This window comes from Brucella thiophenivorans (genome assembly GCF_002252445.1).
Lineage (GTDB): Bacteria > Pseudomonadota > Alphaproteobacteria > Rhizobiales > Rhizobiaceae > Brucella > Brucella thiophenivorans.
Map to the genome: position 1 here is coordinate 354,147 of NZ_NNRJ01000015.1, position 23,361 is coordinate 377,507.

Genomic DNA, 23,361 nt, shown 5'->3' on the forward strand with positions numbered 1-23,361 from the left:
TAAAACGGGGCCGGTATTTCCGGCCCCATTCTCCTTCTTTATGATGGAAGAACGTCTTCCAACCCCTTGGTCAGTTCCAACGCCTGACGTTCGAACATACGGCGATAGATACCGCCGGGTTTGCGGATGAGCGCATCATGATCGCCTTCTTCAAGGATTTTGCCCTTGTCGAAAACCAGCAAGCGGTCAAGTGCACGAACCGTTGAAAGCCTATGTGCAATGACAAGCGTGGTACGACCTATCATCAGCCGTTCCATCGCCTGCTGGATCAGCACTTCCGATTCTGAATCAAGGCTCGATGTTGCCTCGTCCAGAATAAGGATTGGAGCATCGGCCAGAAATGCACGGGCAATCGCCACACGCTGACGTTCACCACCCGAAAGCTTCACACCGCGCTCGCCAACGAGCGTTGCATAGCCCTTCGGCAGACGCATGATGAAGTCATGTGCGCTGGCGAGCATGGCTGCATGCTCGATTTCGGCCTGTGTCGCACCGGGACGGGCATAGGCGATGTTCTCCGCCAGTGTGCGGTGAAACAGGATTGGTTCCTGCTGCACAATAGCAATCTGCGAACGAAGTGACCCCTGGGTGACCTCAGCAATATTCTGCCCATCAATGCGGATTGCGCCGCCACTCACATCGTAAAGACGCTGGATGAGCTTGACGAAAGTCGTCTTGCCCGAACCCGAGTGACCGACCAGACCAACCCGTTCCCCGGCTTCAATTTTGACCGAGAAGTCGCGATAGAGAGCTGTGTCATGGCTACCATAATGGAAGGTGACATTATCGAAGGTGATTTCGCCATTTCCGATCATGATCGCGTTCGAACCCGGCCTATCAGCGATACCGTAAGGCTCGGCTTCGATCTGAACCAGCTCTTCCATGTCGTTGACCGAACGTTGCAGGTTGCGGATATGCATGCCCACATCACGCAGATAGCCCTGCAACATGAAGAAAGCTGTCAGAACAAAAGTAATGTCACCTGCCGTTGCCTTGCCCTGGCTCCAGAGATAAAGCGCAAAACCAATGACCACGCCGCGCATGACCAGTAGGTTTGCACCCTGAATGAAGCCGTTCAGCGTGCCGATCAGCCATGTGCGGCGTGTACGCGAGCGCCACTTGGTGACGACCTTGGCAAGACGACCATCTTCACGGCCTTCAGCACCAAATGCCTTCACAACGGCATTGCACGAAATGGCATCGGCCAAAGCGCCGCCCATGCGTGTGTCCCAGCTATTGGCAAGCGTTGCGGCAGGCGCAACGAAACCCAGCGAAATCACAATCGTGCAGACGATGAAAAGCACCGAGCCGATGGCGACCAGTACGCCCATCATCGGCCAGTACCATGCGAGAAGTGCGACCGAGCCGAGCAGCATCAGGATGGATGGCAGCAGCGCAAGCAGCAACGTATCATTGAGCAAGTCAAGCGCCCACATGCCACGCGAAACCTTACGCACGGTCGATCCGGCAAAAGCATTTGCGTGCCAGTCGGTCGAAAAGCGCTGTAGCTTATGGAACGCGCTGGCTGCCATGTCGCTCATGATCTTCAGCGTGAAATCTGTGATGACATAGAAGGTCAGCTGGCGCGTGATCAACGCAACGGCGCCTAAGACAAGCAGAATGATTAGCGCGTGAATGGCAGCATCCCATGCTCCGTCCTGCCCAAGCGAAAGCGCATCGACCAGCTTGCCTGAATAAAGGGGTGTGAGGACGTCTGCGGCCGTTGCAAGCAGCATGCTGATAATAATCAGCGTCAGCCGCAGAGGCTGACTTCGCCAGTGGCTGACGGTGTAGCCGAGGACATTGCGGAAAGCAGGTCCCCGGAAATTGATACGAAACCGAGTCATATGAATAATACCAGGCCGCGCGAAGACGGATTCTGGTTCCTTTAAAATCATTTTCATTAAAAGTACGAAGCGGTTTTGCGTCGAACGATGTTTGAAAACGAAGACAAAACAAACAGCTGCTGAGAGCTGCGGCAAATTTGGAAGTTGTTAGGAATATGCCCTCTTAGGGAGGGCGGTCAGGCCTTAGCCTGCGACACGGGCCAAAGACTTAAAGCTTGGATGCGCCCGCGTTAACACCGGGCACCGACGGAAATGGATAGGATCGCATCTCATACCTCTTGCCAGTGTTTCAGATGCCTGCACAATAAATGAGCAAATCTATTTGCCAAGTGGCAAAATGCAGAAATTTAATTTCAATCTATTGGGTGTGACAAAAATGCTGCCTTACAGCTTTCGCGGCCATGCGGCCAGCTTGAGCGAAAAATGCGAGATCGTTGCATGTAAAAGCATGGTGAAGGCGGCCAGCACGAACAGGCTTGCGAACATCAGATCGACCTTGGCGCGACCATTGGCGAGCAGCATCAGATAGCCAAGACCTTTTGATGCTCCGACCCATTCGCCGACCACAGCACCGATGGGTGCGTAAACGGCTGCTAAGCTTAAACCCGAAGCGAGCGACGGGAAAGCCGCCGGAATGCGAATGCGAAACAGAATCTGCATGCGTTTTGCGCCAAGATTTTCGGCGGCATTAATCAGTGTCGGATCAGTGCGCTGCATACCATCGAGAAACGTAGAAGCGACCGGAAAGAAGATCATCAGAATGGTGACGGCAATTTTCGATGCCGGTCCATAGCCGAGCCAGAGTGTTAAGATCGGAGCGAGTGCAAAAATCGGGATCGCCTGAGAGAACACCATCATAGGCATGACCAGCCGTTGTGCAAGCGGCGACATCATCAGCCCTATGGCGGTCAACACGCCAATGGCAGAGCCGAGAAACAGTCCGCCCAGCACTTCGCCAAATGTCACGACTGCATTATCAGCAATCAACTGCGCATTGGTAATGAGCGATTGTACGACATCAAGCGGGCCGGGCAGGATGAAGCGCGGCATCTGCCAGATGCTCACCACAGCCTGCCAAAGTGTCAGCACAGCAAACGCCGACAGAAACCCGTCGGCGATGCGTTTTTTGCGCGAGCGAGGAGCGATGCTCGTCATGCTACTTTGAGACCCCCAGAAATACCCATTGACCAGAAGTTCGCTTCAAGCCTGCTTGCAGTAGCAAAAATCTGGCAGAGCTTTGGCCAGCGCGGGCTGCTCTCGAAATCCGTACCGATGCGGTCTTTTGCAGCCTGATCAAAAAGCTTGCCAACCGTGTGGCACATGTCCTGATAATCAGCGCCCGCATAGGTGTCGATCCACTCCTGATAGGGTGTGCCGGCTGTAGCGGTGGCTGCGAGATTGACCCCGATTTCGCCATAGCCATGCGCACAGGGAACAAGTGCGGTCAGCAGGTCGAGGAAATCGCCTGCCTGCCCGCAATCGAGCACATAACGCGTATAGGCGAGATTTTCCGGCTCTTCTTTTGTGTTGTAAAGATCGTCTTCGGTTATGCCTTCGCGTGCGCAGATTCCGACATGCAGCGGCAGTTCTGTGACCGCCAGCCCATGCATAATCTCGGCGCATAGCCGCGTTTCCTGCAAGCTCCCTGCCTTCACGACACCCAGCGCAAAGGCGCGGGCATAGTGATGCAGATAAACGTAGTCCTGCCTGAGATAATGCAGGAATGCCGATTTCGGCAGCGTGCCATCGCCAAGCCCGCGGACAAATTCATGATCGATATAGGGGTTCCAGTCATCAAGCGTTGCGGCACGCAAACGGGTGAACAGTTCAGATGAATAAAGCGTGTCACTCATGACTTGTCACCTCCCGCGTTGACGTCGATTGCAAATTTCTCGACAGGCAGGATCGAAGGCACGAGACCGTTATCCTTGAGATAGGTTTCGTAGCGGCTCCAGCGTCCATAATCGAGGCTTGCGGGTGAGCGCGAAAAACGGGCAACCGTGTCTTTCCAGGCGCGCTGGTTCAGCTCGTCTTTGAGTTCAGAACTATAAGACGCGAACAGGTCGTAGCTTTGCTCTGGATGATTGACGATATATTGCGCGGCTTTTTCAGTGGCTGCTAGAAAGCGCGAAATTCGCTCTTTTTCGTTCGCATCCAGCTTGTTTGAGTTGGCGACATAAACCAGCTCGTCATAGACCGGCACGCCTTCCTCCTCGACGAAGAAGCATTTGCCCGCAACCCCTTCAACCGCCATCTGGTTGAGTTCAACATTGCGATAGGCCCCCATTACCGCATCAACCTGTTTCGACATCAGCGATGGTGCGAGCGAAAAGTTCACATTGATGAGTTCAACATCGGACAGTTGAATGTCGTGCCGTTTGAGAATGGTGCCAAGCACTGTTTCTTCAACACCCGCGACCGAGAAGCCGATCTTCTTGCCTTTGAGATCGGCAATTGAATTGACTGAACCATCGTCACGCACCATCAGGCAATTGAGTGGGGAATCGACCAGAGTGCCAACGCGGATCAGCGGAATATCGGCATGAACATCGAGATGCACTTGCTGCTGATATGAAATTGCCAGATCAGCCTGTCCAGCCGCAACCATTTTCGGTGGCACGGATGCATCCGCAGGGGCGATGATTTCCACATCAAGACCCGCATCCTTGAAGTAACCGAGCTTGTCGGCCACGATGATAGGCCCATGATCCGGGTTCACATACCAGTCGAGTATGAGTTTGAATTTATCGTTCGCCTGAGCTGCCTGAGCTGACATCAGGGCGAACGAAGCCGTGGCGCTGAAAAGCGCAGCAAAAATCAGTTTTTTCAATGTTTCCTCCGGTTAGAGCGCATCCCGAAAAGTGTGAAGCGGTTTTCGGACAAAGATGCGCGTTAAAAAAATACTAAGCCTACTTTACATAGGGGCGTGTAACTTCGATCCATTGCCGCACGCGGGCTTCGGGATCGGGGTTGAGAGTGATGTCGGTGACGACTGAAACAATGTCGGCTCCGGCATTAAATACGCCCGCCGCTCGCTCCACATTCATGCCGCCAATGGCAACAAGCGGAATATCGCCAAGTGTGGCTTTCCATTGGCTGACGCGGTCCAATCCCTGTTCATGCCATTTCATCTTTTTGAGAATGGTCGGATAGACAGGGCCGAGCGCGATATAGGCTGGCTTTAGCGCTAATGCACGATCAAGTTCAGCCTCATCATGGCTGGATACACCGAGCTTCGCGCCGCTTGCGCGGATCGCATCAAGATCGGCATCGTCAAGGTCTTCCTGACCGAGATGAATGAAATCACAGCCTTCCTCAATTGCCAGCTTCCAGTAGTCATTGATGATGAGCTGGCAATCATGCCGTGCGCAAACTTCGCGGGCGGCGCGGATTTCTACGCGCAGTTCAGCGACGTTCTTATCCTTGATGCGCAGCTGCACGAGTTTGATGCCGAGCGGCACCATGCGCTCACAACAGCTGGCGCTATCAAAGATCGGGTAAAACGGATCAAGGGCCATTACAAAAATGCCTTTCCGAGTAATGGAGTGGAGGGGGCAGCCATGTCGCGGGCTTCAATCGGATCGGCTTCATAGGCGATGCGACCAGCCTCAACAGCGAGTGCAAAAGCGCGGGCGATAGCGGCTGGATCACCTGCTTTGGCAACCGCAGTGTTGATCAGCACGGCATCAAAGCCAAGTTCCATTGCGGCGGCTGCATGCGACGGCACGCCAATACCGGCATCCACGACCAGTGGAATATCGGGGAAATGCGCACGCATGGTTTTAAGCGCATAAGGATTGTTGAGGCCGCGACCTGAACCAATCGGCGCACCCCATGGCATCAACACCTTGCAGCCTGCTTCCAGCAATTTTTCCGCAACCACAAGATCGTCATTCATATAGGGAAAGACCTCAAAGCCTTCATCGCAGAGAATACGGGCTGCTTCGACCAGCCCGAAAGGATCAGGCTGCAACGTGTCGTGATCGCCGATGACTTCAAGCTTGATCCAGTTGGTGCCGAAAACGTCACGCGCCATTTTTGCCGTGGTGACTGCTTCGCGTGCGGTATGGCACCCGGCTGTATTGGGCAGAACCGAAACACCCAGATCCTTGATCAGTGTCCAGAAATCCTGACCGGCACGCATATTTCCGCTCTCGCGCCGCAGCGAAACTGTAACGATTTCCGTCTTTGACGAGCGGACGCTGTCAGTAAGAATAGAGGGAGATGGATATTGCGCCGTTCCCAATAGTAGGCGGCTTTCAAATGTTTTCCCATAAAATTCCAGCATCTTAGCCTCCCTGCATCGGCGCGAGCACTTCAATGCGGTCACCTTCACCGATGAGCGTTTCCTCGCGTTCATCGCGTGCAATGAATTCGCCATTGAGCGCGGTTGCCACCACGGCCTCATCTAGTTCGATTTCGGCAAGCAGGGCCAAAAGATTGGCGCTTTTGGTCTCAAAGACCTCGCCATTTAAAACGATGGTCATGAAAGGTTCTCCAGAAGTTCAGGTTGTTGTTCGGCCTCGGTTGCTGCCGCAACCGCCATGCGTGCAACCGCAGGCGAGAGTAGAAAGCCGTGCCGGTAAAGCCCGTTGACATAGATTGTTTGGCCACGCTTGCGCACACGCGGCAGATTGTCGGGGAAGGCCGGGCGTGCATCGACGCCGGTTTCCAGAATTTCCGCCTCGCCAAATGCCGGATGCAGCGCATAGGCGGCGCTTAACATTTCCAGCGTCGAGCGAACGCTGATGCCGCCTCTTTCATCGCTTTCGATCATGGTTGCGCCGATCATATGAATGCCGTCACCGCGCGGCACGATATAAAGCGGAATGCGCGGGTGCAGCAGGCGCACAGGGCGCGAAAGATTGATGTCGCGGGAGCGAACAATAAGCATTTCGCCCTTCACGCCGCGCAGATCCTGCAATTGATCGCGTGCTGCAAGGCCACGCGCATCGACAGTAATATCGGTATCGATTTTTACGTCTTTCGCATCTTGCCCGAGATGAAAGACGACGCCTTTCTTCTGCAGGTTTTCGGCAAGTTCGATCAGTGTGTTGCGTGGGTTGAGATGGCCTTCCTCAGCAAAGAAAAGCCCCTGCCGGAAACGGCCTGCAATATCCGGCTCCAGCGCATCGATCTGTTCGGAATCGATTGTGTCGAAGGCTTGTGTGCGGCGGGCAAAGCGGCGCAGCTCAGTCGTATCGCGTGTGTGGGAAATGACGAGCGTCCCCTTGCGGTGGACTGTCGAAACATGCCGTTCCCACCAGCCAATCGCTTGCTTCCCCAGCCTTACGACGGGCTCTTCCGCACTCTCGCCTTCGCACCACGGGGCCAGCATTCCGCCCGCAAACCACGAACAGCTGTCGGAGCCGATTGCGGTGCTTTTTGCAATGACAGTGACGACGTGGCCTTGGTCACTAAATTCTGCAGCGCAGGCAAGGCCCGCAACACCTGCGCCGATGATGGTGACGCGCATTATGCAATCTCCCACAAAGCGTGGAAGTGATGCACGGGGCCGTGCCCGCTGCCGACCTGCAATGTGTTAGCGGACCGGATGGCCGCTTGCAGATAAGTATGCGCTTCACGAAGTGCGCGTTCCAGCAAAAGGCCTTTGCCAAGACCTGCTGCAATTGCTGACGAAAGCGTGCATCCGGTTCCATGGGTGTTTTGCGTATAGATACGCGGCGCTTCCAGCTGGATAGTCGGCAGATGGGCACGGATGAGAAGGTCGGTGCAGATGTCGCCCTCAGCGTGCCCGCCTTTCATCAGCACGGCCTTTGCACCAAGCTTGAGCAAAGCGCGCCCCTGTTCTTCCGCCTCATCATTATTTCGCGCGATGGCACAATCGAGCAGGCAAGCAGCTTCTGGCCTGTTCGGTGTTAGAAGGCATGCAAGCGGGATCAGTTTTTCGCGCAGTGTCGAAATCGCGGCTTCGCTTAGCAGTCGGTCGCCGGATTTAGCCACCATCACCGGATCAAGAACCACTGGGCCGGAGAAACGCCCAAGGCCTTTGGCTATTGCCTGAATGGTTTCCGGCACTGACACCATGCCGATCTTGACCGAAGCCACATTGAGATCGCTGAAGACCGCATCGATCTGTGCAGCAACAATTTCAGACGGAACATCGTGGACAGCCGTGACCGCTAATGTGTTCTGTGCGGTGATCGCTGTAATGACGCTTGCGCCATAGACGCTCAGCGCTGAAAAAGTTTTGAGATCAGCCTGAATGCCAGCACCGCCGCCGCTGTCGGAGCCAGCAATAGTCACGCAAATAGGCACGGATGCCACATGACTGGCGCATGTCTTGGTTCGGGAGAGGCTTTGTTTTTGGTCCATAATATCGTCTCTCATTCCGAACGGAAAAGTGAGACGTCATGAACCTGATTGGAGTCTGAACTCCGTTGAGGGAAGCCCTCGGCCGCGACGCGTCAAACTCCGTTCCCTACGCAGGTATTACCCGGATCAGGTTCAATGGGTTAACGCGATAGCGTCTCTCAGCCTTTGGTGTCGCAAGAGCGGACGGAAAAACGCAATGCACTTTTCCTGATCTTGCTTCGAAGGCACCCCAACGAATTTTGTGCTTTAGGCATAGGCCGGAACCGCAGGCGGGTCAAGTCAGTGGCATTGTTGCTATTTAAGAATAAATTTATATGCTTCCAAATTTTCTCTATTTTCTTTTATATTACAGTGCACTAATCAATACATGGAAACTGTGGTCCTGCTGCAGACGATTTATTTGATTCTTGGGAACGGATCCTCTTTTGAGGACAGGGATTATGGGGTCAGTATCAGTCTGATGAGGGGGCTATCATGAGGAAGCGGGAAGCCGATCTGGCTCACTCGGATGTCGCTATGGCGCAAACATCCGAACAGGATTTCCGCATTCTTTTCACAACCCATCCGACCCCAATGTGGGTCTATGATCCTCAAACGTTACGCTTCATTGTTATGAATGAGGCAGCGCATGCGCTTTATGGTTATCCGGCTCATAAAATACCCGAAATGACAGTGCTCGACATTCGTCCGCAAACTGAGCGTGATCGGATGCTTGCTGCTGTACGCAGTGGCAGCGATCTTGAGCGCCCCGAACGCTGGCAGCATCTTAAATCCAATGGCGAGATCATCGATGTCATAACCTATGGGCGTGAGGTTATTTTTAATGGCAGGCAGGCAATTCTTGCGATTGTTCAGGATATGACCGCGCTTGAAGAAGCCAATCGGCAGGCAAGTCATGCACAGACGCTTCTCGATAATCTGGTTAACAACATGCCACTCGGTGTCTTTGTCAAGGACATGCAGGATAACGGGCGCTATGTGCTCTATAATCAGGCGGCATCGACTATCAGTGGTCATAAGCTTGATCATGTCGTGGGTTCGGTCGATACAGAAATTTTCCCCGAGGAGGAAGCGAAACTTCTGACGCAGCAAGATCGCCTTGCCATGCGTCGGGGAAATGTTCTGACGATTGAACGCGATATTCGATGCGCGGATGGTAATCCGCGCAGAATGCGCATTATAAAACGATCCATTCTGCTGTCGGAAGGTGGTCAACCGCGTTATTTGATCGGAATTGTCGAGGATATTACCGAGCGAAGGCTGATTGAACAGCGCATGACACATGTGGCCATGCATGACAGTCTGACTGATTTGCCCAATCGCGCCTATTTTTCGCAACACATTGAAAGTGTTCTGAAAAAAGGAGAGGCTGCAGCGGCATTTGCGCTTTATTATCTCGATATAGACCATTTCAAAAACATCAATGATAGCAGAGGGCATCAGGTCGGAGACCGATTGCTGCAACAGGTGGCAGGCCGCCTTAAAAGTATTACGTCTGGCCAATTCATCGCGCGTCTAGGTGGCGATGAATTTGCAATTATATATCGCTGCGATACGGTTTCGCAGATCGCAATGTTTGCCGATCTCCTTCTTTCGGTCTTTCAGGACCCGTTTGAGCTTGGCGATATTTCTGAATTTGTCTCGTGCAGTATCGGAATTTCCCAAGCACCGCTACATGGTAATAATCCTGATGTTCTTATGCGTAATGCCGATCTTGCGCTTTATGCTGCAAAAGCCGATGGCAGACGGACGTTCCGCTTCTATCAGCATTCCTTACGATTGGCAGTTGAGAAGCGCCATGCCATGACGACTGACTTGCGGCTGGCATTAGCAGCACAGCAGTTTGAGTTGCATTATCAACCCATCTTCAATCTTGGATCGGGTTGCATATCCGGGTTTGAAGCATTGTTGCGCTGGCGTCATCCTGTGTTGGGAACCGTATCGCCGGCTGAATTTATTCCAATTGCCGAAGAGGCTGGACTGATTGGCCCGATTGGTGACTGGGTGTTGCGGCAAGCATGTCGTCAAGCGGCGTCTTGGCCGCATGATATTAAAGTTTCCGTCAATCTATCTCCGGTCCAGTTCAAACAAACGACACTTCTTGATTCAGTTACTGATGCGCTTGGCGCGGCGTGCATTTCCCCTGATCGCCTGGAATTGGAAATTACGGAATCCGTATTCTTGCAAAACAGCAAGCACAATACCGAATTGCTGTTTGAGCTGCGTAGGCTGGGTGTGCGGATTGCGATGGATGATTTTGGAACCGGCTATTCGTCGCTGAGCTATTTGCGCTCGTTTCCCTTCGACAAGATCAAGGTCGACCGGAGTTTTGTATCCGGCATTGAAACCGATACACGTGATCTTGCGATCATTCAGGCTGTTGCCACGCTCGGTGCGGGATTTAGCATCGTCACAACAGCCGAAGGCGTGGAAACTGCGCAGCAGCTTGAATGCTTGCGTGCGCAGAATTTCGATGAGGTGCAGGGCTTTCTCATGGGACGCCCAATGCCAGCATCAGACGTGCTCGAATTCATCCACAGCCGCTGTGGTTCGATACTGGCAGCCGTGCAGCCGCAGAACGAAATGGCCGTTTGAAAGATCCTTCAGTTTAACGCTTGACCTTCCAACGGTGGGAAGGGGTACTTATCGTGAAACGCGTTATTTAACTCCTTGAAAGAGGGGGATGCAGCATCGGCCCAAAAATCGGGAACGATTTTTTGGAAGCAGGGTGCGCAGAAGAAGGAATTGCCGTGAACAAGCCTGTAAAACCCCAAGCCACAAGTTTTGCCATTCCTGTTGAGGGAATAAACTGCGCATCGTGCGTGTCATCCGTTGAAAAAGCTGTTGCGAAACTGCCTGGCGTCGAGCAGGTTTCGGTCAATCTGGCGACAGAGCGTGCCGATGTGACGTTTAAGGCGGCTCCCGATCTGCCTGGTGTCATCAATGCCATTCGCAGGGCCGGCTATGATGTGCCAACCAGCAGTGCTGATCTTGCCATTGAAGGTATGAGCTGCGCGTCCTGTGTGAGCAATGTCGAGAAAGCATTGAATGCAGTTCCCGGCGTAACGCGTGCAAGCGTCAATCTTGCGACGGAACGTGCCCATATTGAACTTGCAGGTCAGGTGCCGCTTTCCGATTTGATTAAAGCAGTCGAAAAGGCAGGCTATGAAGCGCGTTCGCTTGACGAGACAAGCAGTGACGCCAAGCAGGAAACGCAATCTGACAAGCGTGATGCGGAAGCACTTGAGCTGAAAAAGAACGTCATCCTTGCTGCTGTTCTGACGCTTCCCGTTTTCATTCTTGAGATGGGTTCGCATATATTTATGACCATGCATATGTTCGTCATGGACATAATCGGAATGCAGAATAGCTGGTATTTCCAGCTCGTGCTGACCACGCTTGTGCTCTTCGGCCCAGGTATGCGCTTTTTCAAAAAGGGTATTCCTGCTCTGTTGCGTGGCACCCCCGATATGAATTCGCTGGTTGTTGTCGGCACAACGGCCGCGTGGGGCTTTTCGGTTGTTGCGACCTTCTGGCCGGATATCCTGCCCGACGGCACGGTCAACGTCTATTTCGAGGCCGCAGCTGTTATTGTGACGCTGATCCTGATTGGCCGTTATCTTGAAGCACGCGCCAAGGGGCGCACTTCGGCGGCAATCAGCCGTCTGGTGGGTTTGCAGGCAAAGTCTGCGCGTGTGGTGCGCAATGGCGAAACGCTGGATGTGCCGCTTGATGATGTGCGCACGGGTGATATTGTTCAGGTTCGTCCGGGCGAAAAAGTCCCCGTCGATGGCGAAGTGATTGAGGGTTCATCCTACGTGGATGAATCGATGATTACCGGCGAGCCTATCCCCGTCGTCAAGGAAACGGGCGCAGAAGTTGTCGGCGGCACGATCAACAAGACAGGTGCTTTTACTTTCCGCGCAACCAAGGTTGGCCGCGATATGGTCATCTCGCAGATTGTGCGGATGGTGGAAGATGCACAGGCCGACAAGCTGCCCATTCAGGCCAAAGTCGATAAGGTCACGGGCTGGTTCGTGCCTGCGGTTCTCGGTGCAGCACTTGTGACTTTCATCGCATGGCTGATCATTGGTGGCACGGGCATGATGGGTTTTGCGCTGGTCAATGCGATTGCGGTTGTCATCATTGCTTGCCCCTGTGCGATGGGGTTGGCAACGCCGACCTCGATTATGGTTGGCACAGGCCGCGCTGCCGAATTTGGTGTGCTGTTCCGCCGTGGTGACGCGCTGCAAACGCTGCGTGATGCATCGGTGATTGCGGTTGATAAGACCGGAACACTCACACAGGGCAAACCCGCTTTGGCACATTTCGCCGTTGTCGATGGTGTCAACAAAGACGAAGCACTCGCTTTGATCGCTGCTGTCGAGGCCCGTTCGGAACATCCGATTGCAGATGCGATTGTAAATGCCGCCAAGGAAAAGAACCTTAAACTTAGTGATGTATCGGCCTTTGAATCGATTCCGGGTTTTGGCCTGAAAGCTCACGTTGCGGGTCACGAAGTTGCCATTGGTGCAGATCGTTACATGGCAAAACTCGGCCTTGATGTGGTGGTCTTTGCCGATGATGCAAGTCGCCTTGGTGATGAAGGCCAGACTCCGCTTTATGCAGCAATTGATGGCAAGCTGGCGGCGATTATCACGGTCGCTGATCCGATGAAGGAAACTACACCTGCCGCAATCGCTGCCATGCACGAGCAGGGCTTGAAAGTTGCGATGATCACCGGCGATAATCGCCGTACTGCGCAAGCCATTGCAAAACGTCTTGGCATTGATGAGGTGGTTGCGGAAGTGCTGCCGGACGGCAAGGTCGAGGCGTTGAAGCGTTTGTCGGCTGGCGGAAAACGTATTGCCTTTGTGGGCGATGGCATCAATGACGCACCAGCTTTGGCTTCCGCCGATGTGGGCATTGCTATTGGCACTGGGACGGATATCGCGATTGAAAGTGCCGACGTGGTGCTGATGTCGGGCGATCTGCGCGGTGTGGTCAATGCCATTGCAATCTCCAAGGCCACGATCCGCAATATCAGCGAAAACCTGTTCTGGGCCTTTGCTTACAATGTGGCGCTGATCCCTGTTGCAGCCGGTGTTCTTTATCCAATTACCGGAACGCTTTTGTCGCCGGTTTTGGCAGCGGGTGCTATGGCGCTTTCGAGCATTTTCGTGCTCAGCAATGCGCTCCGGCTGCGGGCTTTCAAAAGCCCAATGGCCTGATAGATTACGCAAAGATCGGCGGCCTTTTTGGTCGCCGGCAATTCTTGAGTTCTTTTGCATAATTGCCTCTGGATTTTTTGTTTTGCCGCCTATCTTTCAGGGCAGGCAGTGTTGTGTTGCGTGCAAGGTCTTTTGCTGCAACACTTCCACCAATCAGGAATACCTCGATTTTTCTTTATCCGTGCAGCTCTTTCAGTCGAACAGCAGTGCACGGTGGGATGGCAGTTACAGCTTTAAGGGGGTAACGTCTTGCTTGTTTCTCTGACTTCAATTGTTTTGATATTGATTGGCTTGGGACTGGGTGCCGCGGGCATTTACCTTGTCACACTGGGCGGCAGTTGGTTTTTCGTCATCGCTTCCATTGGCTTTTTGCTGACGGGCTTTTTTCTTTTTAAAAGAAGTGCGGTTGCACTTTGGATTTACGCACTTGTCATTCTCGGCTCACTTGGCTGGGCGGTCTCTGAAGTCGGTTTCGACTGGTGGGGATTGGGGTCGACAGGCGGCGTGATTGTTCTGCTTGGCCTGTGGCTGCTTACACCGTGGATCAGAAAGCCGCTCAATGGTGGTGGTTTACCGCTGACCGTTGCCACATTGGCAGCTCTGGTGGTCGCGGGTTATTCGATGACACAGGATCCGTGGAATATTTCGGGTGATCTGCCGACCGAAAGGGTCGCCGCGACAGCTGATCTGGGCGGCAATGTGCCCGATGGGGAGTGGCATCAATACGGACGTACACCCTATGGCCAGCGTTATTCGCCATTAACGCAGATTACACCAGAAAATGTCTCGAAACTTCAGGTTGCCTGGCAATATCAGACGGGTGATGTGAAACAGCCCGAAGATGTTGGCGAAACCACCTATCAGGTAACTCCGCTTAAAATTGGCGATTCGCTTTACCTGTGCACGCCGCATAACTGGGCCATTGCGCTTGATGCTGCGACCGGCAAGGAAAAGTGGAAATTCGACCCGAAGGTTGGCTTCAACACGGATCGCCAGCACCAAACCTGCCGTGGCGTAAGCTACTGGAAGGATTCGACTGCAACTGCTGGTGCCAAATGTTCCGAACGTGTTTATCTGCCAACCTCGGATGCACGTCTGATTGCGCTTGATACCCAGACGGGTGAAATCTGCACAGATTTTGCCAATGGCGGCACACTCGATCTCAGCCATGGCATGAAGTACAACCCGGCTGGTTATTACTACTCGACATCGCCACCAGCCGTGGTTGGTGACAAGATCATCGTCGGCGGTGCGGTCAATGACAACTATTCGACCGAAGAACAGTCGGGTGTTATCCGCGCGTTTGATATCCGTACAGGCAACCTCTTGTGGAATTGGGATTCTGGCAACCCGGATGTCACGACCCCACTGCCGGAAGGCCAGCATTACACGACCAACTCGCCAAACAGCTGGTCGGTTTCCAGTGTTGATGAAGGGCTTGGCCTGATCTTTATTCCGCTTGGCAATCAGGTTCCTGATCAGCTGGGCATGAACCGCAGCGATAATGTCGAGAAATACTCGTCGTCTATCGTGGCGCTGGATGTAAATACCGGACAGCCGAAATGGGTGCGTCAGACCGTACACCACGACCTGTGGGATATGGACGTTCCAGCCCAGCCAGTTCTTTTGGACATTAATGGCGTGCCTGCGCTGGTTGGACCAACCAAGCAGGGCGATATTTATGTACTTGATCGCCGCACGGGTGAGCCGATTATTCCGGTTCGTGAAATCCCAGCGCCGACGGGTGCGATACCGGAAGATCACACATCTCCTACGCAGCCGATTTCTGATCTGACATTCAGTCCCGCACCACTGACTGAAAGCAGCATGTGGGGCGTGACCCTGTTTGATCAGCTGGCATGTCGCATTGCTTTCCGTAAGCACTTCTATGAGGGCCGCTACACGCCGCCTTCACTGAAAGGCACGATTGTCTATCCGGGCAATTTCGGCGTCTTCAATTGGGGCAGTGTGGCCGTCGATCCGGTGCGTCAGGTAATGTTTGGCATGCCGACTTATCTGGCTTTCACATCGCAGCTTGTACCGCGTGCGGATATTCCGCCGCGTGGACAGGATGAGAAGGGCAGCGAGCAAGGGCTTAATCGCAATGACGGCGCACCTTATGGCGTCTTCATGGGTCCATTCGTTAGCCCGCTTGGCATTCCATGCCAGACACCGCCATGGGGCTTTGTCGCTGGTGTGGATCTGCGTACAGGCAAGATCGCCTATAAGCACCGCAACGGCACCATTGAGGATATGGCGCCGGTTCCGCTGCCGCTTAAAGTTGGCGTTCCGGGCATCGGTGGGCCAATGATCACGGCTGGTGGCGTTGTGTTCCTCGGTGCGGCGGTGGATGACTATCTGCGCGCTTACGACCTCACCAATGGTAAGGTATTGTGGGAAGCGCGCCTTCCTGCGGGCGGTCAATCAACACCGATGACCTATACCGTCGATGACGAGCAATTCGTGCTGATGGTTGCAGGTGGTCATGGTTCGGTGGGCACAAAGCCCGGCGACTACGTGATCGCCTACACGTTGCCGAAGTGATTGAGTTCAGCAAACAAAAACGCCGGGAAATTCCCGGCGTTTTTTAATTATATCTTGCCGTGCAGCAATTCGCCTTTTCGCGGCGCGGGTCTGTAGGACTTCTCAGAACTGCTATTGGCCAGTTCCTGAATGATCGGGCAATCGGGACGGTTATCGCCATGGCAATTATGTGCAAGATGGCGCAGCGTGTCGGCCATGTCCTGAAGCTGGCGCATCTTGGCTTCGAGTTCCTCGACGTGAATAAGTGCTACTTTCTTCACATCCGATGAGGCGCGATTGCGATCACGCCAGAGTGCGAGCAGCGCTTTAATCTGATCGACCTGAAAACCGAGATCACGGCTTGAGCGGATGAAGCGCAGCGTTTCGACATCTTTTTGCGTATAGACGCGATAGCCGGAACTGGTCCGATCGGCAGCCTCTATCAGTCCGATGGTTTCATAATGGCGGATCATTTTCGCCGATATGCCCGATGCGGTGGCTGCCTGCCCGATATTCATTCCGTTCCTCGCTGATTTAGCCTTCTACGGCATATAGGAACGCTTTATCGTCATTCATAGACTTAGCCGTTAATTTGTCCCATGCGTTTTGCAAGCAAGCGTTCAAGTGCCTGAAAGCAATCGAAAATAAGAATGGCAAGCGCTGAAACGACCAGCCCACCTTGCATGACAAAGGCAAGATTGTTGGAAATAAGCCCTGCAATAATCACTTCCCCAAGCGTCTTTGCGGCCACAGTTGAACCGATGGTGGCCGTTGCAAGTCCGATCACGGCAGAAAGCCTTATGCCTCCGAGAATGACCGGCGTTGCAAGAGGCATTTCCACTTTGACTAAGCGCTGCATGCTCGTCATTCCCATGCCGCGTGCGGCTTCGACAACGGGGGCTGAAAGGGTGGTTAAGCCCGTCAGCGTGTTCTCAAAAATCGGCAACATGCCATAAAGAAACAGCGCAATGAGCGTTGGCTTGTCACCAAACCCAAACGCCGGAACGCTAAGCGCCAGTACGGCAACGGGTGGAAAGGTCTGGCCGATATTCACCAGACTTCGTGAAAGCGGCAGGAACTCCGCACCCGATGAGCGCGTAACGCCGATTGCCATCGAAACGGCGATAAGTGCCGATGCAAAAGTTGCGACAGTGACAAGCCCCAAATGCTGCAATGTCAGCGTCATGAGATTGGCACGGTCATAGATGACCGGCGCACCTTCTTTAACGAGCGGACGCAACAACGGCTCGAATAGATATGGATTCAAAAGAAACAGCATCAAAACCAGAAAAAGCATCAGACGTGGAGCGAGAGACACGAACAATTTCATACGGGACGCTCTGCCTGATTGAGAAGTTTTTCCAGTGTCACGCGACCCAACGGCCGGCCATCATGATCGTGAATTGGCAGTGCTTTGCGCCCTGACCATAGCAGTTCGGCCAGTGCGTCGCGTTGTGAGGCTGTGACAGGAAAGCCATCACCCGTAGCTTCTCCCGATTGCAGCACAGTTTTCAGATCGGTCAAAGACAGCAGCCGGAAAGGGCGTTCGCCGGTTCCAACAAGCCGCTCCACAAATTCGGTCGCGGGATGCGCAAGAATTTCAGCCGGGGTGCCATATTGCAGCAGCTTTCCATCGTCCATCACCGCAATGCTGTCACCAAGCGAAATCGCTTCTTCCATATCATGTGTAACAAGCAGAATGGTTGTGCCGAGACGCTTCTGAATGGCTTTGAGGTCTTCCTGCGCTTTCAACCGTACGATGGGGTCAAGCGCTCCGAAAGGCTCATCCATCAGCAGAATATTCGGGCTTGCCGCAAGGGCGCGCGCAACACCGACGCGCTGCGCCTGTCCACCTGAAAGCTCATGCGGATAGCGATCACGATAATCTTGCGGCTCAAGCTGAAACAGTTCGAGCAATTCATCGACGCGGGTTTGAATGCGGCTTTTCGGCCATCCCAAAAGCACAGGAACAGTGGCGATATTTTCGGCAACGGTTCGATGCGGAAAAAGTCCATGTTGCTGGATGACATAGCCGATACGCCGCCGCAATTCATAGCCCGGCTCATCCATGATGCTTTTATTGTCGATGCGGATTTCGCCATCCGTCGGCTCGACCAAGCGATTGACCATGCGCAACAAGGTCGTTTTTCCTGACCCGGATGTGCCGACAATCGCCGCAATACTGTGTGGCTTGACCGTGAAGCTGACGCTATCCACTGCCGCGCGCCCATTATATCGCTTGGTGATATGATCAAACTCTATCATGCGGATCTGCCTTTCTGGGACATTTCTATGATGGCATCAAGAATAACACCCGCAGCAAAGGCCAGCAGAACGGTGGGCAGTGCACCCAAAAGCACCAGATCCATGGCATTCTGGCCAATGCCCTGAAAGACAAAGACGCCAAAACCGCCGCCGCCGATCAGGGCGGCAATTGTTGTCAGCCCGATATTCTGTACCATTACGATACGAATGCCGGTGAGAATGACCGGAAAGGCCAGAGGCATTTCGGTTTTAAAAAGCCGTTGCAACTGCGTCATGCCCATGCCGCGTGCAGCATCGGTTATAGGTGCAGGCACATTTCCAAGTCCTGTGACCGTATTGGCAACAATCGGCAGCAGTGAATAGAGAAACAGCGCCACAAAAGCGGGTGCTGCACCAATGCCGCGAATGCCAAGATTTGCCGCCCATGGAAACTGCATCGCAAACCAGCCAAGCGGTGCGATCAGTAGCCCGAAAAGCGCCATGGATGGGATCGTCTGAACGATGTTGAGACTATTGAGAACCAGGGCGCGCAGTTTTGGTATGCGATGGCAGATGAGGCCCAACGGAATGCCAAGCAGAGTTGCGGCAATCAGTGACCCCAACGCCAGTTCAACATGCCGCCGTGCTTCGTTCCAGAAATTGTCCGCACGGCTTTGATATTCCTTCATGAAAGAAATATTGTCCCAAAGCTGAGACGCTAACAGCAACCACAAAAGCATCATTGCAATTAACAAGAGCCCGATGCGTAAAAGCGGGCGCACCTGCAAGCGCACAAGACTGTCGGCGACATAAAGCGCACTCATGAAAATCAGCAGCCAGAAACCCGAAGCGGGCGACACGCGGGCATAGCTGTTGCCGTCTGGCGAGAGGTGGGAGGCCGCATATCCAAGCGCAACAAGCAAAAGCCCCAGCGAAAAACTGCTCGCCGCAAGCCTAACTATCCGATGATGGACAAAAAGCGCAATCAGCAGACTTGCAATCATGATAATCAGAAGCAGTGAGGCCATTGAAACCGGCAAGGCATCGAACAGGAAGCGCGGCTCTCCCTGCACGATGCGGTTTTGCCGAAACGTCGCAAAAGGCAGCAGCAATCCAAGCAGGCCCAGCACTGTGAAAACCAGACCAAGCCTGTCAAACAGGCGCGCTTTAGAAAGGGCTGGCTGGCGATGATTTGCAATAATGTCTGACAAGAATTCGCTGCCCTGTCAGCTTACTTGATGAAGCCGTTCTTTTTGAGAAAGTCGTCCGCAACTGCCTTCGCAGGTTCGCCGCCAAGCTGCACACGACTGTTTAAGTCCTGAAGCGTTGTCAGGTCGAGCCTCTCAAAGACCGGTTTTAGCAATTCCTCGATTTTTGGGTTCTTCTTGAGCACTTCCTCACGAATGATGGGGGCTGGCTGATAGACCGGCTGCACATGTTTGTCGTCTTCTAGAACCACCAAACCAGAAGGTGCAATGCCGCCATCCGTGCCATAGACCATGGCTGCATTCGCCCCGCTTGTCTGATTGGCTGCTGCTGCTATTGTTGCAGCCGTATCACCGCCGGAAAGCGTGATGAGCTGATCGGGTTTCAGCGTGAAGGCATAGGCCGTCTGAAATGCAGGCAAGGCCGCAGCCGAATTTACAAATTCGGACGATGCAGCCAACACGATCTTGCCGCCATCGGCAGCGTATTTTCCGAAATCGCTGAGATTCACCAGTCTGTTTTCGTCAGCAATATCCTTGCGGATAGCGATGCCCCAAGTGTTATTGGCAGGCGAGGGCGTTAGCCAGACGATCTTGTTGGCGTCATAATCGAGCTTTTTTGCCGTTTCATAAGCCTTGGCTGGATCTTTCCAGAGAGGATCATCGGCCTTGTTGAAAAAGAACGCCGCATTGCCGGTATATTCGGGATAAATGTCGATTTCACCTGCCGTTATGGCCTGACGAACAACAGGTGTTGCGCCAAGCTGGATGCGATCGGTGGTCTCGATATTATTGGCGTTGAGCACGGCAATGATAATATTGCCAAGCACGCCGCCTTCGGTGTCGATCTTGGATGAGACGACAACTTGTGCCTGCGCCATGCTTGCAAAAGCGCTTGTACCGGCGAAAAGGACGAGTGCGAAAGCAGTCCCCTTCACAAAGCTCTGATAAGACATGTTTCTCTTCCCACTGCGCTGATTTTCTTCTGTTGAGATAAATAAGGCGCGCGGGCAAAAAGAAAAGTTAGTTAAACTCTCCCTCCTGACAGCAAGCTGGCAGGAGGGATTTCGTCAAGGCAGAGGATCAGGCCGCAAAATCGTTTTGCGTACCGTGTGCTTCGATGGCCTGTGCCAGCCGCTCAAGCGCATGCACGTAAGCAGCCGTACGGACACTGACGCCATGTTGCTTGGCGTGGTTCCAGATGGCGCGGCCTTCTCGTTCCATAATGGTCTTGAGGCGTTCATGGATTTCTTCGAGCGTCCAGTAATAGCCCTGACGGTTCTGTACCCATTCGAAATACGAAACTGTCACGCCACCAGCATTTGCCAAAATATCTGGCAGGATGATGACGCCCTTTTCAGCCAGAATTTTGTCGGCCTCAGCGGTCACGGGACCATTCGCAAGTTCCACAATCAGCTTGGCCTTGATCGAACCGGCATTGTCGGCGTGGATCATGTTTTCCATGGCGCTTGGTACCAGAACATCACAATCAACCGCGACCAGTTCGCTCGCTGTAACGGCTTCGTGACCGTTGCGACCTGCGGTGGAGACGACCGACTTGTTCGCATTCTTGGCTTCAAGCAGAATGTCGAGATCAAGTCCGTCAGCGCAGTAGACAGCGCCTGATGAATCCGAAACGGCAACGATTTTATGCCCATCGCTGGCCATAAGCTTGGCGATGAACTGACCAGCATTGCCAAAACCCTGAACTGCGACACGAAGCGTTGAGGCAAGTCCCAAATCGTCCGACAGGTGACGCACAAGATAAAAACCGCCGCGTGCGGTCGCATCGTTACGGCCGAGCGAGCCGCCGAGTGCCAGTGGCTTGCCAGTGATAACTGCCGGTGATGACTGGCCCACGATCTGCGAATACTCATCTGCCATCCAGCCCATAATCATGGAGTTGGTATAGACATCCGGTGCTGGAATATCGCGATCCGGGCCGATAATGCCGGAGAAAGCCTGAATATAGGCACGCGAAAGACGCTCAAGCTCGGCCTTGGAAAGCTGGCGCGGGTCAACCTGAATTGCACCCTTGCCACCGCCATAAGGCAGGTTCATCACGGCGCATTTAAACGTCATCCAGAATGCGAGCGTCTCGACTTCCTCAGCGGTTGATTCCGGGTGGTAGCGGATTCCGCCCTTGGTTGGACCGCGGGTGTCGTCGTAGCGGCAGCGCCATGCAAGAAAGGATTTACGCGAACCATCGTCCATACGGATCATAAGCCGCACTTTCATGGTCTCACGGGCATATTTCAGTTTTTCGATAACATCCGGATCAATGTTGATGTGGCTTGCTGCTTCATCAAGACGAACGAGTGCACTTTCAAGTAGATTTTCCCTAGTCACGAAATCACCTTTCTTGCGCTTAAGTGTTTTTAAATGCGATTTTGCGCAAGTCTGCGTAGCTCCTCACGCAATAAAAGAAAAGGGGATAGGACAACATTATTGTCCTATTAGCTGGGAATCTTTTTGAGGGTTTCTAATGTATGTCCACTTATGAACTGCAGGGATTTAGTTTCGTCGCAATCTTCACACTGGCCGCATATTGGCCCCATGTCGCGAAATGGTGTCGATGTCGTATTTGTGACGTGTTTTGACGCAAGCCTGCTGTCGATATCCGGTTCTAAATAATACAAATGGAATCTATGGCTTTGTAAGTGTGGCGTTGCTGCACGCAGACGCGCAAATGGTGGTTAGTGATGTCCCGCTTTTCTCTGGCTTCAGTCGTTAAGAATGCTTTTTCCGGCAATAAGAACTGGGAGCCGCAATGGCCCGATTCAGAGCCGAAGGCTGAATATGACGTTATTATCGTCGGGGCTGGTGGTCATGGTCTTGGCGCTGCTTATTATCTTGCAAAAGAGCATGGCATTACCAATGTCGCGGTGATTGAAAAGGGCTGGTTGGGTGGCGGCAATACGGGGCGCAACACCACGATTATCCGCTCCAATTATCTTTATGATGAAAGCGCCCATCTCTACGAACATTCCATGAAGCTGTGGGAGGGGCTCAGTCAGGACCTCAACTACAATGTCATGTTCTCGCAGCGCGGCGTGATGATGCTGGCGCATACGGTGCATGACGTGCAGAGCTTCAAGCGCCATATCCATGCTAATCGCCTCAATGGCATCGACAACGAATGGCTGACGAAAGAAGAGGCCAAAGAGTATTGCCCGCCGCTCGATATTTCACCCAATGCCCGCTATCCGGTGGTGGGTGCAAGTTTGCAGCGGCGCGGCGGTGTAGCCCGTCACGACGCGGTTGCATGGGGCTATGCGCGCGGTGCGACTGAACGCGGCGTCGACATTATCCAGAATTGTCCGGTTACAGCCATTCGTCGGGATGCTTCGGGGCGTGTAACGGGTGTGGAAACCCCGCGCGGTTTCATCAAAGCAAAGAAGGTAGCGGTTTCTGCTGCAGGGAGCACGTCGATTGTGATGGACACAGCAGGCGTGCGCATGCCGCTTGAAAGCTATCCGCTACAGGCGCTGGTATCAGAACCGGTCAAGCCGATCTTTCCATGCGTAGTCATGTCCAATACCGTTCATGCCTATATCAGCCAGTCTGATAAGGGCGAGTTGGTGATTGGTTCCGGCACCGACCAATATGTATCTTACAGCCAGCGCGGCGGTCTGCCGTTAATTGAGCATACGCTGGCTGCAATCTGCGAAGTGTTCCCGATCTTCACCCGCATGCGCATGCTGCGTAAATGGGGTGGCATTGTTGACGTTACGCCGGATCGTTCGCCGATCATCGGCAAGACGCCGGTTCCAGGTCTTTATGTAAATTGCGGCTGGGGAACTGGCGGCTTCAAGGCAACGCCGGGGTCGGCCAATGTCTTTGCACATACAATTGCCCGCGACGAACCACACTGGATCAACGCACCGTTCACGCTTGAACGCTTCACCACCGGTCGTTTGATCGATGAAGCTGCTGCGGCTGCCGTGGCTCACTAAGGAAATAGGGGAACCATCA

General features: G+C 53.5%; 19 protein-coding genes and 1 riboswitch. Of the genes, 4 read left to right on the top strand and 15 right to left on the bottom strand.

The features are described 5' to 3' along the window. Nucleotides 1-38: 38 nt before the first annotated feature. The 9 genes from CEV31_RS06630 to thiD form a co-directional block, all read right to left on the bottom strand. Nucleotides 39-1,847 (bottom strand): ABC transporter ATP-binding protein, encoded by a 1,809-nt coding sequence (locus CEV31_RS06630; protein ID WP_210190894.1) that lies wholly within the window; start codon nt 1,845-1,847, stop codon nt 39-41. 384 nt (nt 1,848-2,231) lie between these two features. Beyond that, nucleotides 2,232-3,002, bottom strand: a complete 771-nt coding sequence (locus CEV31_RS06635; protein WP_094506237.1) for an ABC transporter permease — start codon at nt 3,000-3,002, stop codon at nt 2,232-2,234. Beyond that, on the bottom strand, nt 2,999-3,700 hold the full coding sequence (tenA, locus tag CEV31_RS06640) for a thiaminase II (protein ID WP_094506238.1): 702 nt from the start codon (nt 3,698-3,700) through the stop codon (nt 2,999-3,001). Before tenA ends, CEV31_RS06635 begins: the two co-directional genes overlap by 4 nt. Continuing rightward, entirely contained in the window at nt 3,697-4,677 is a 981-nt protein-coding gene (locus CEV31_RS06645; protein ID WP_094506239.1) for an ABC transporter substrate-binding protein, read from the bottom strand. The genes tenA and CEV31_RS06645 overlap by 4 nt, the downstream gene beginning before the upstream one ends. Before the next feature lie 79 nt (nt 4,678-4,756). After that, nucleotides 4,757-5,365, bottom strand: coding sequence for a thiamine phosphate synthase (locus CEV31_RS06650; protein WP_094506240.1), 609 nt, complete (start codon nt 5,363-5,365; stop codon nt 4,757-4,759). After that, nucleotides 5,365-6,135, bottom strand: a complete 771-nt coding sequence (locus CEV31_RS06655; RefSeq protein WP_094506241.1) for a thiazole synthase — start codon at nt 6,133-6,135, stop codon at nt 5,365-5,367. Before CEV31_RS06655 ends, CEV31_RS06650 begins: the two co-directional genes overlap by 1 nt. A 1-nt stretch (nt 6,136) precedes the next feature. Beyond that, nucleotides 6,137-6,334: a sulfur carrier protein ThiS gene (gene thiS, locus CEV31_RS06660; RefSeq protein ID WP_094506242.1), complete on the bottom strand. Its 198-nt coding sequence runs from the start codon at nt 6,332-6,334 to the stop codon at nt 6,137-6,139. Beyond that, on the bottom strand, nt 6,331-7,323 hold the full coding sequence (gene thiO, locus CEV31_RS06665; RefSeq protein WP_094506243.1) for a glycine oxidase ThiO: 993 nt from the start codon (nt 7,321-7,323) through the stop codon (nt 6,331-6,333). Before thiO ends, thiS begins: the two co-directional genes overlap by 4 nt. Beyond that, a complete protein-coding gene (gene thiD, locus CEV31_RS06670; protein ID WP_094506244.1) occupies nt 7,323-8,183 on the bottom strand; it encodes a bifunctional hydroxymethylpyrimidine kinase/phosphomethylpyrimidine kinase in 861 nt (286 codons plus the stop codon). Before thiD ends, thiO begins: the two co-directional genes overlap by 1 nt. Before the next feature lie 86 nt (nt 8,184-8,269). Continuing rightward, nucleotides 8,270-8,425, bottom strand: a riboswitch (TPP riboswitch). Between the two features lie 232 nt (nt 8,426-8,657). On the opposite strand from thiD, the gene CEV31_RS06675 reads away from it, so the two are divergent. From CEV31_RS06675 to CEV31_RS06685, 3 genes are all read left to right on the top strand, one after another. Beyond that, nucleotides 8,658-10,778 carry a sensor domain-containing protein gene (locus tag CEV31_RS06675; RefSeq protein WP_094506245.1) on the top strand — a complete coding sequence of 707 codons (2,121 nt, stop codon included), beginning with the start codon at nt 8,658-8,660 and terminating at the stop codon, nt 10,776-10,778. Nucleotides 10,779-10,933: 155 nt separating this feature from the next. Continuing rightward, nucleotides 10,934-13,414, top strand: a complete 2,481-nt coding sequence (locus CEV31_RS06680) for a heavy metal translocating P-type ATPase (protein ID WP_094506557.1) — start codon at nt 10,934-10,936, stop codon at nt 13,412-13,414. A gap of 249 nt (nt 13,415-13,663) precedes the next feature. Next, nucleotides 13,664-15,958, top strand: coding sequence for a glucose/quinate/shikimate family membrane-bound PQQ-dependent dehydrogenase (locus CEV31_RS06685; protein WP_094506246.1), 2,295 nt, complete (start codon nt 13,664-13,666; stop codon nt 15,956-15,958). Between the two features lie 47 nt (nt 15,959-16,005). Here the strand turns inward: CEV31_RS06685 and cueR are convergent, their stop codons facing one another. From cueR to CEV31_RS06715, 6 genes are all read right to left on the bottom strand, one after another. Continuing rightward, complete coding sequence (gene cueR, locus CEV31_RS06690; protein ID WP_094506247.1) at nt 16,006-16,455, bottom strand: Cu(I)-responsive transcriptional regulator; 450 nt, start codon at nt 16,453-16,455, stop codon at nt 16,006-16,008. Between the two features lie 62 nt (nt 16,456-16,517). Further along, nucleotides 16,518-17,267: an ABC transporter permease gene (locus tag CEV31_RS06695; protein WP_094506248.1), complete on the bottom strand. Its 750-nt coding sequence runs from the start codon at nt 17,265-17,267 to the stop codon at nt 16,518-16,520. Next, nucleotides 17,264-18,202, bottom strand: a complete 939-nt coding sequence (locus tag CEV31_RS06700; RefSeq protein ID WP_094506249.1) for an ABC transporter ATP-binding protein — start codon at nt 18,200-18,202, stop codon at nt 17,264-17,266. The genes CEV31_RS06695 and CEV31_RS06700 overlap by 4 nt, the downstream gene beginning before the upstream one ends. Then, nucleotides 18,199-19,392, bottom strand: a complete 1,194-nt coding sequence (locus CEV31_RS06705; protein WP_094506250.1) for an ABC transporter permease — start codon at nt 19,390-19,392, stop codon at nt 18,199-18,201. Before CEV31_RS06705 ends, CEV31_RS06700 begins: the two co-directional genes overlap by 4 nt. Before the next feature lie 20 nt (nt 19,393-19,412). Further along, complete coding sequence (osmF, locus tag CEV31_RS06710) at nt 19,413-20,342, bottom strand: glycine betaine ABC transporter substrate-binding protein OsmF (RefSeq protein WP_094506251.1); 930 nt, start codon at nt 20,340-20,342, stop codon at nt 19,413-19,415. Between the two features lie 127 nt (nt 20,343-20,469). Continuing rightward, nucleotides 20,470-21,735, bottom strand: coding sequence for a Glu/Leu/Phe/Val family dehydrogenase (locus tag CEV31_RS06715; RefSeq protein WP_094506252.1), 1,266 nt, complete (start codon nt 21,733-21,735; stop codon nt 20,470-20,472). Between the two features lie 353 nt (nt 21,736-22,088). Here CEV31_RS06715 and CEV31_RS06720 point away from each other — a divergent pair, with 353 nt between their 5' ends. Further along, the gene (locus tag CEV31_RS06720; RefSeq protein ID WP_094506253.1) at nt 22,089-23,342 is read left to right on the top strand and encodes a sarcosine oxidase subunit beta family protein; all 1,254 of its coding nucleotides are present in this window, start codon (nt 22,089-22,091) and stop codon (nt 23,340-23,342) included. Nucleotides 23,343-23,361 lie beyond the last annotated feature (19 nt).

Excerpts from the sequence above, each read along its gene's own strand:
- CEV31_RS06630 (WP_210190894.1), bottom strand. The coding sequence starts at position 1,847 with ATGACTCGGTTTCGTATCAATTTCCGGGGACCTGCTTTCCGCAATGTC.
- CEV31_RS06635 (WP_094506237.1), bottom strand. The coding sequence starts at position 3,002 with ATGACGAGCATCGCTCCTCGCTCGCGCAAAAAACGCATCGCCGACGGG.
- tenA (WP_094506238.1), bottom strand. The coding sequence starts at position 3,700 with ATGAGTGACACGCTTTATTCATCTGAACTGTTCACCCGTTTGCGTGCC.
- CEV31_RS06650 (WP_094506240.1), bottom strand. The coding sequence starts at position 5,365 with ATGGCCCTTGATCCGTTTTACCCGATCTTTGATAGCGCCAGCTGTTGT.
- CEV31_RS06655 (WP_094506241.1), bottom strand. The coding sequence starts at position 6,135 with ATGCTGGAATTTTATGGGAAAACATTTGAAAGCCGCCTACTATTGGGA.
- thiS (WP_094506242.1), bottom strand. The coding sequence starts at position 6,334 with ATGACCATCGTTTTAAATGGCGAGGTCTTTGAGACCAAAAGCGCCAAT.
- thiO (WP_094506243.1), bottom strand. The coding sequence starts at position 7,323 with ATGCGCGTCACCATCATCGGCGCAGGTGTTGCGGGCCTTGCCTGCGCT.
- thiD (WP_094506244.1), bottom strand. The coding sequence starts at position 8,183 with ATGGACCAAAAACAAAGCCTCTCCCGAACCAAGACATGCGCCAGTCAT.
- CEV31_RS06675 (WP_094506245.1), top strand. The coding sequence starts at position 8,658 with ATGAGGAAGCGGGAAGCCGATCTGGCTCACTCGGATGTCGCTATGGCG.
- cueR (WP_094506247.1), bottom strand. The coding sequence starts at position 16,455 with ATGAATATCGGGCAGGCAGCCACCGCATCGGGCATATCGGCGAAAATG.
- CEV31_RS06695 (WP_094506248.1), bottom strand. The coding sequence starts at position 17,267 with ATGAAATTGTTCGTGTCTCTCGCTCCACGTCTGATGCTTTTTCTGGTT.
- CEV31_RS06700 (WP_094506249.1), bottom strand. The coding sequence starts at position 18,202 with ATGATAGAGTTTGATCATATCACCAAGCGATATAATGGGCGCGCGGCA.
- osmF (WP_094506251.1), bottom strand. The coding sequence starts at position 20,342 with ATGTCTTATCAGAGCTTTGTGAAGGGGACTGCTTTCGCACTCGTCCTT.
- CEV31_RS06720 (WP_094506253.1), top strand. The coding sequence starts at position 22,089 with ATGTCCCGCTTTTCTCTGGCTTCAGTCGTTAAGAATGCTTTTTCCGGC.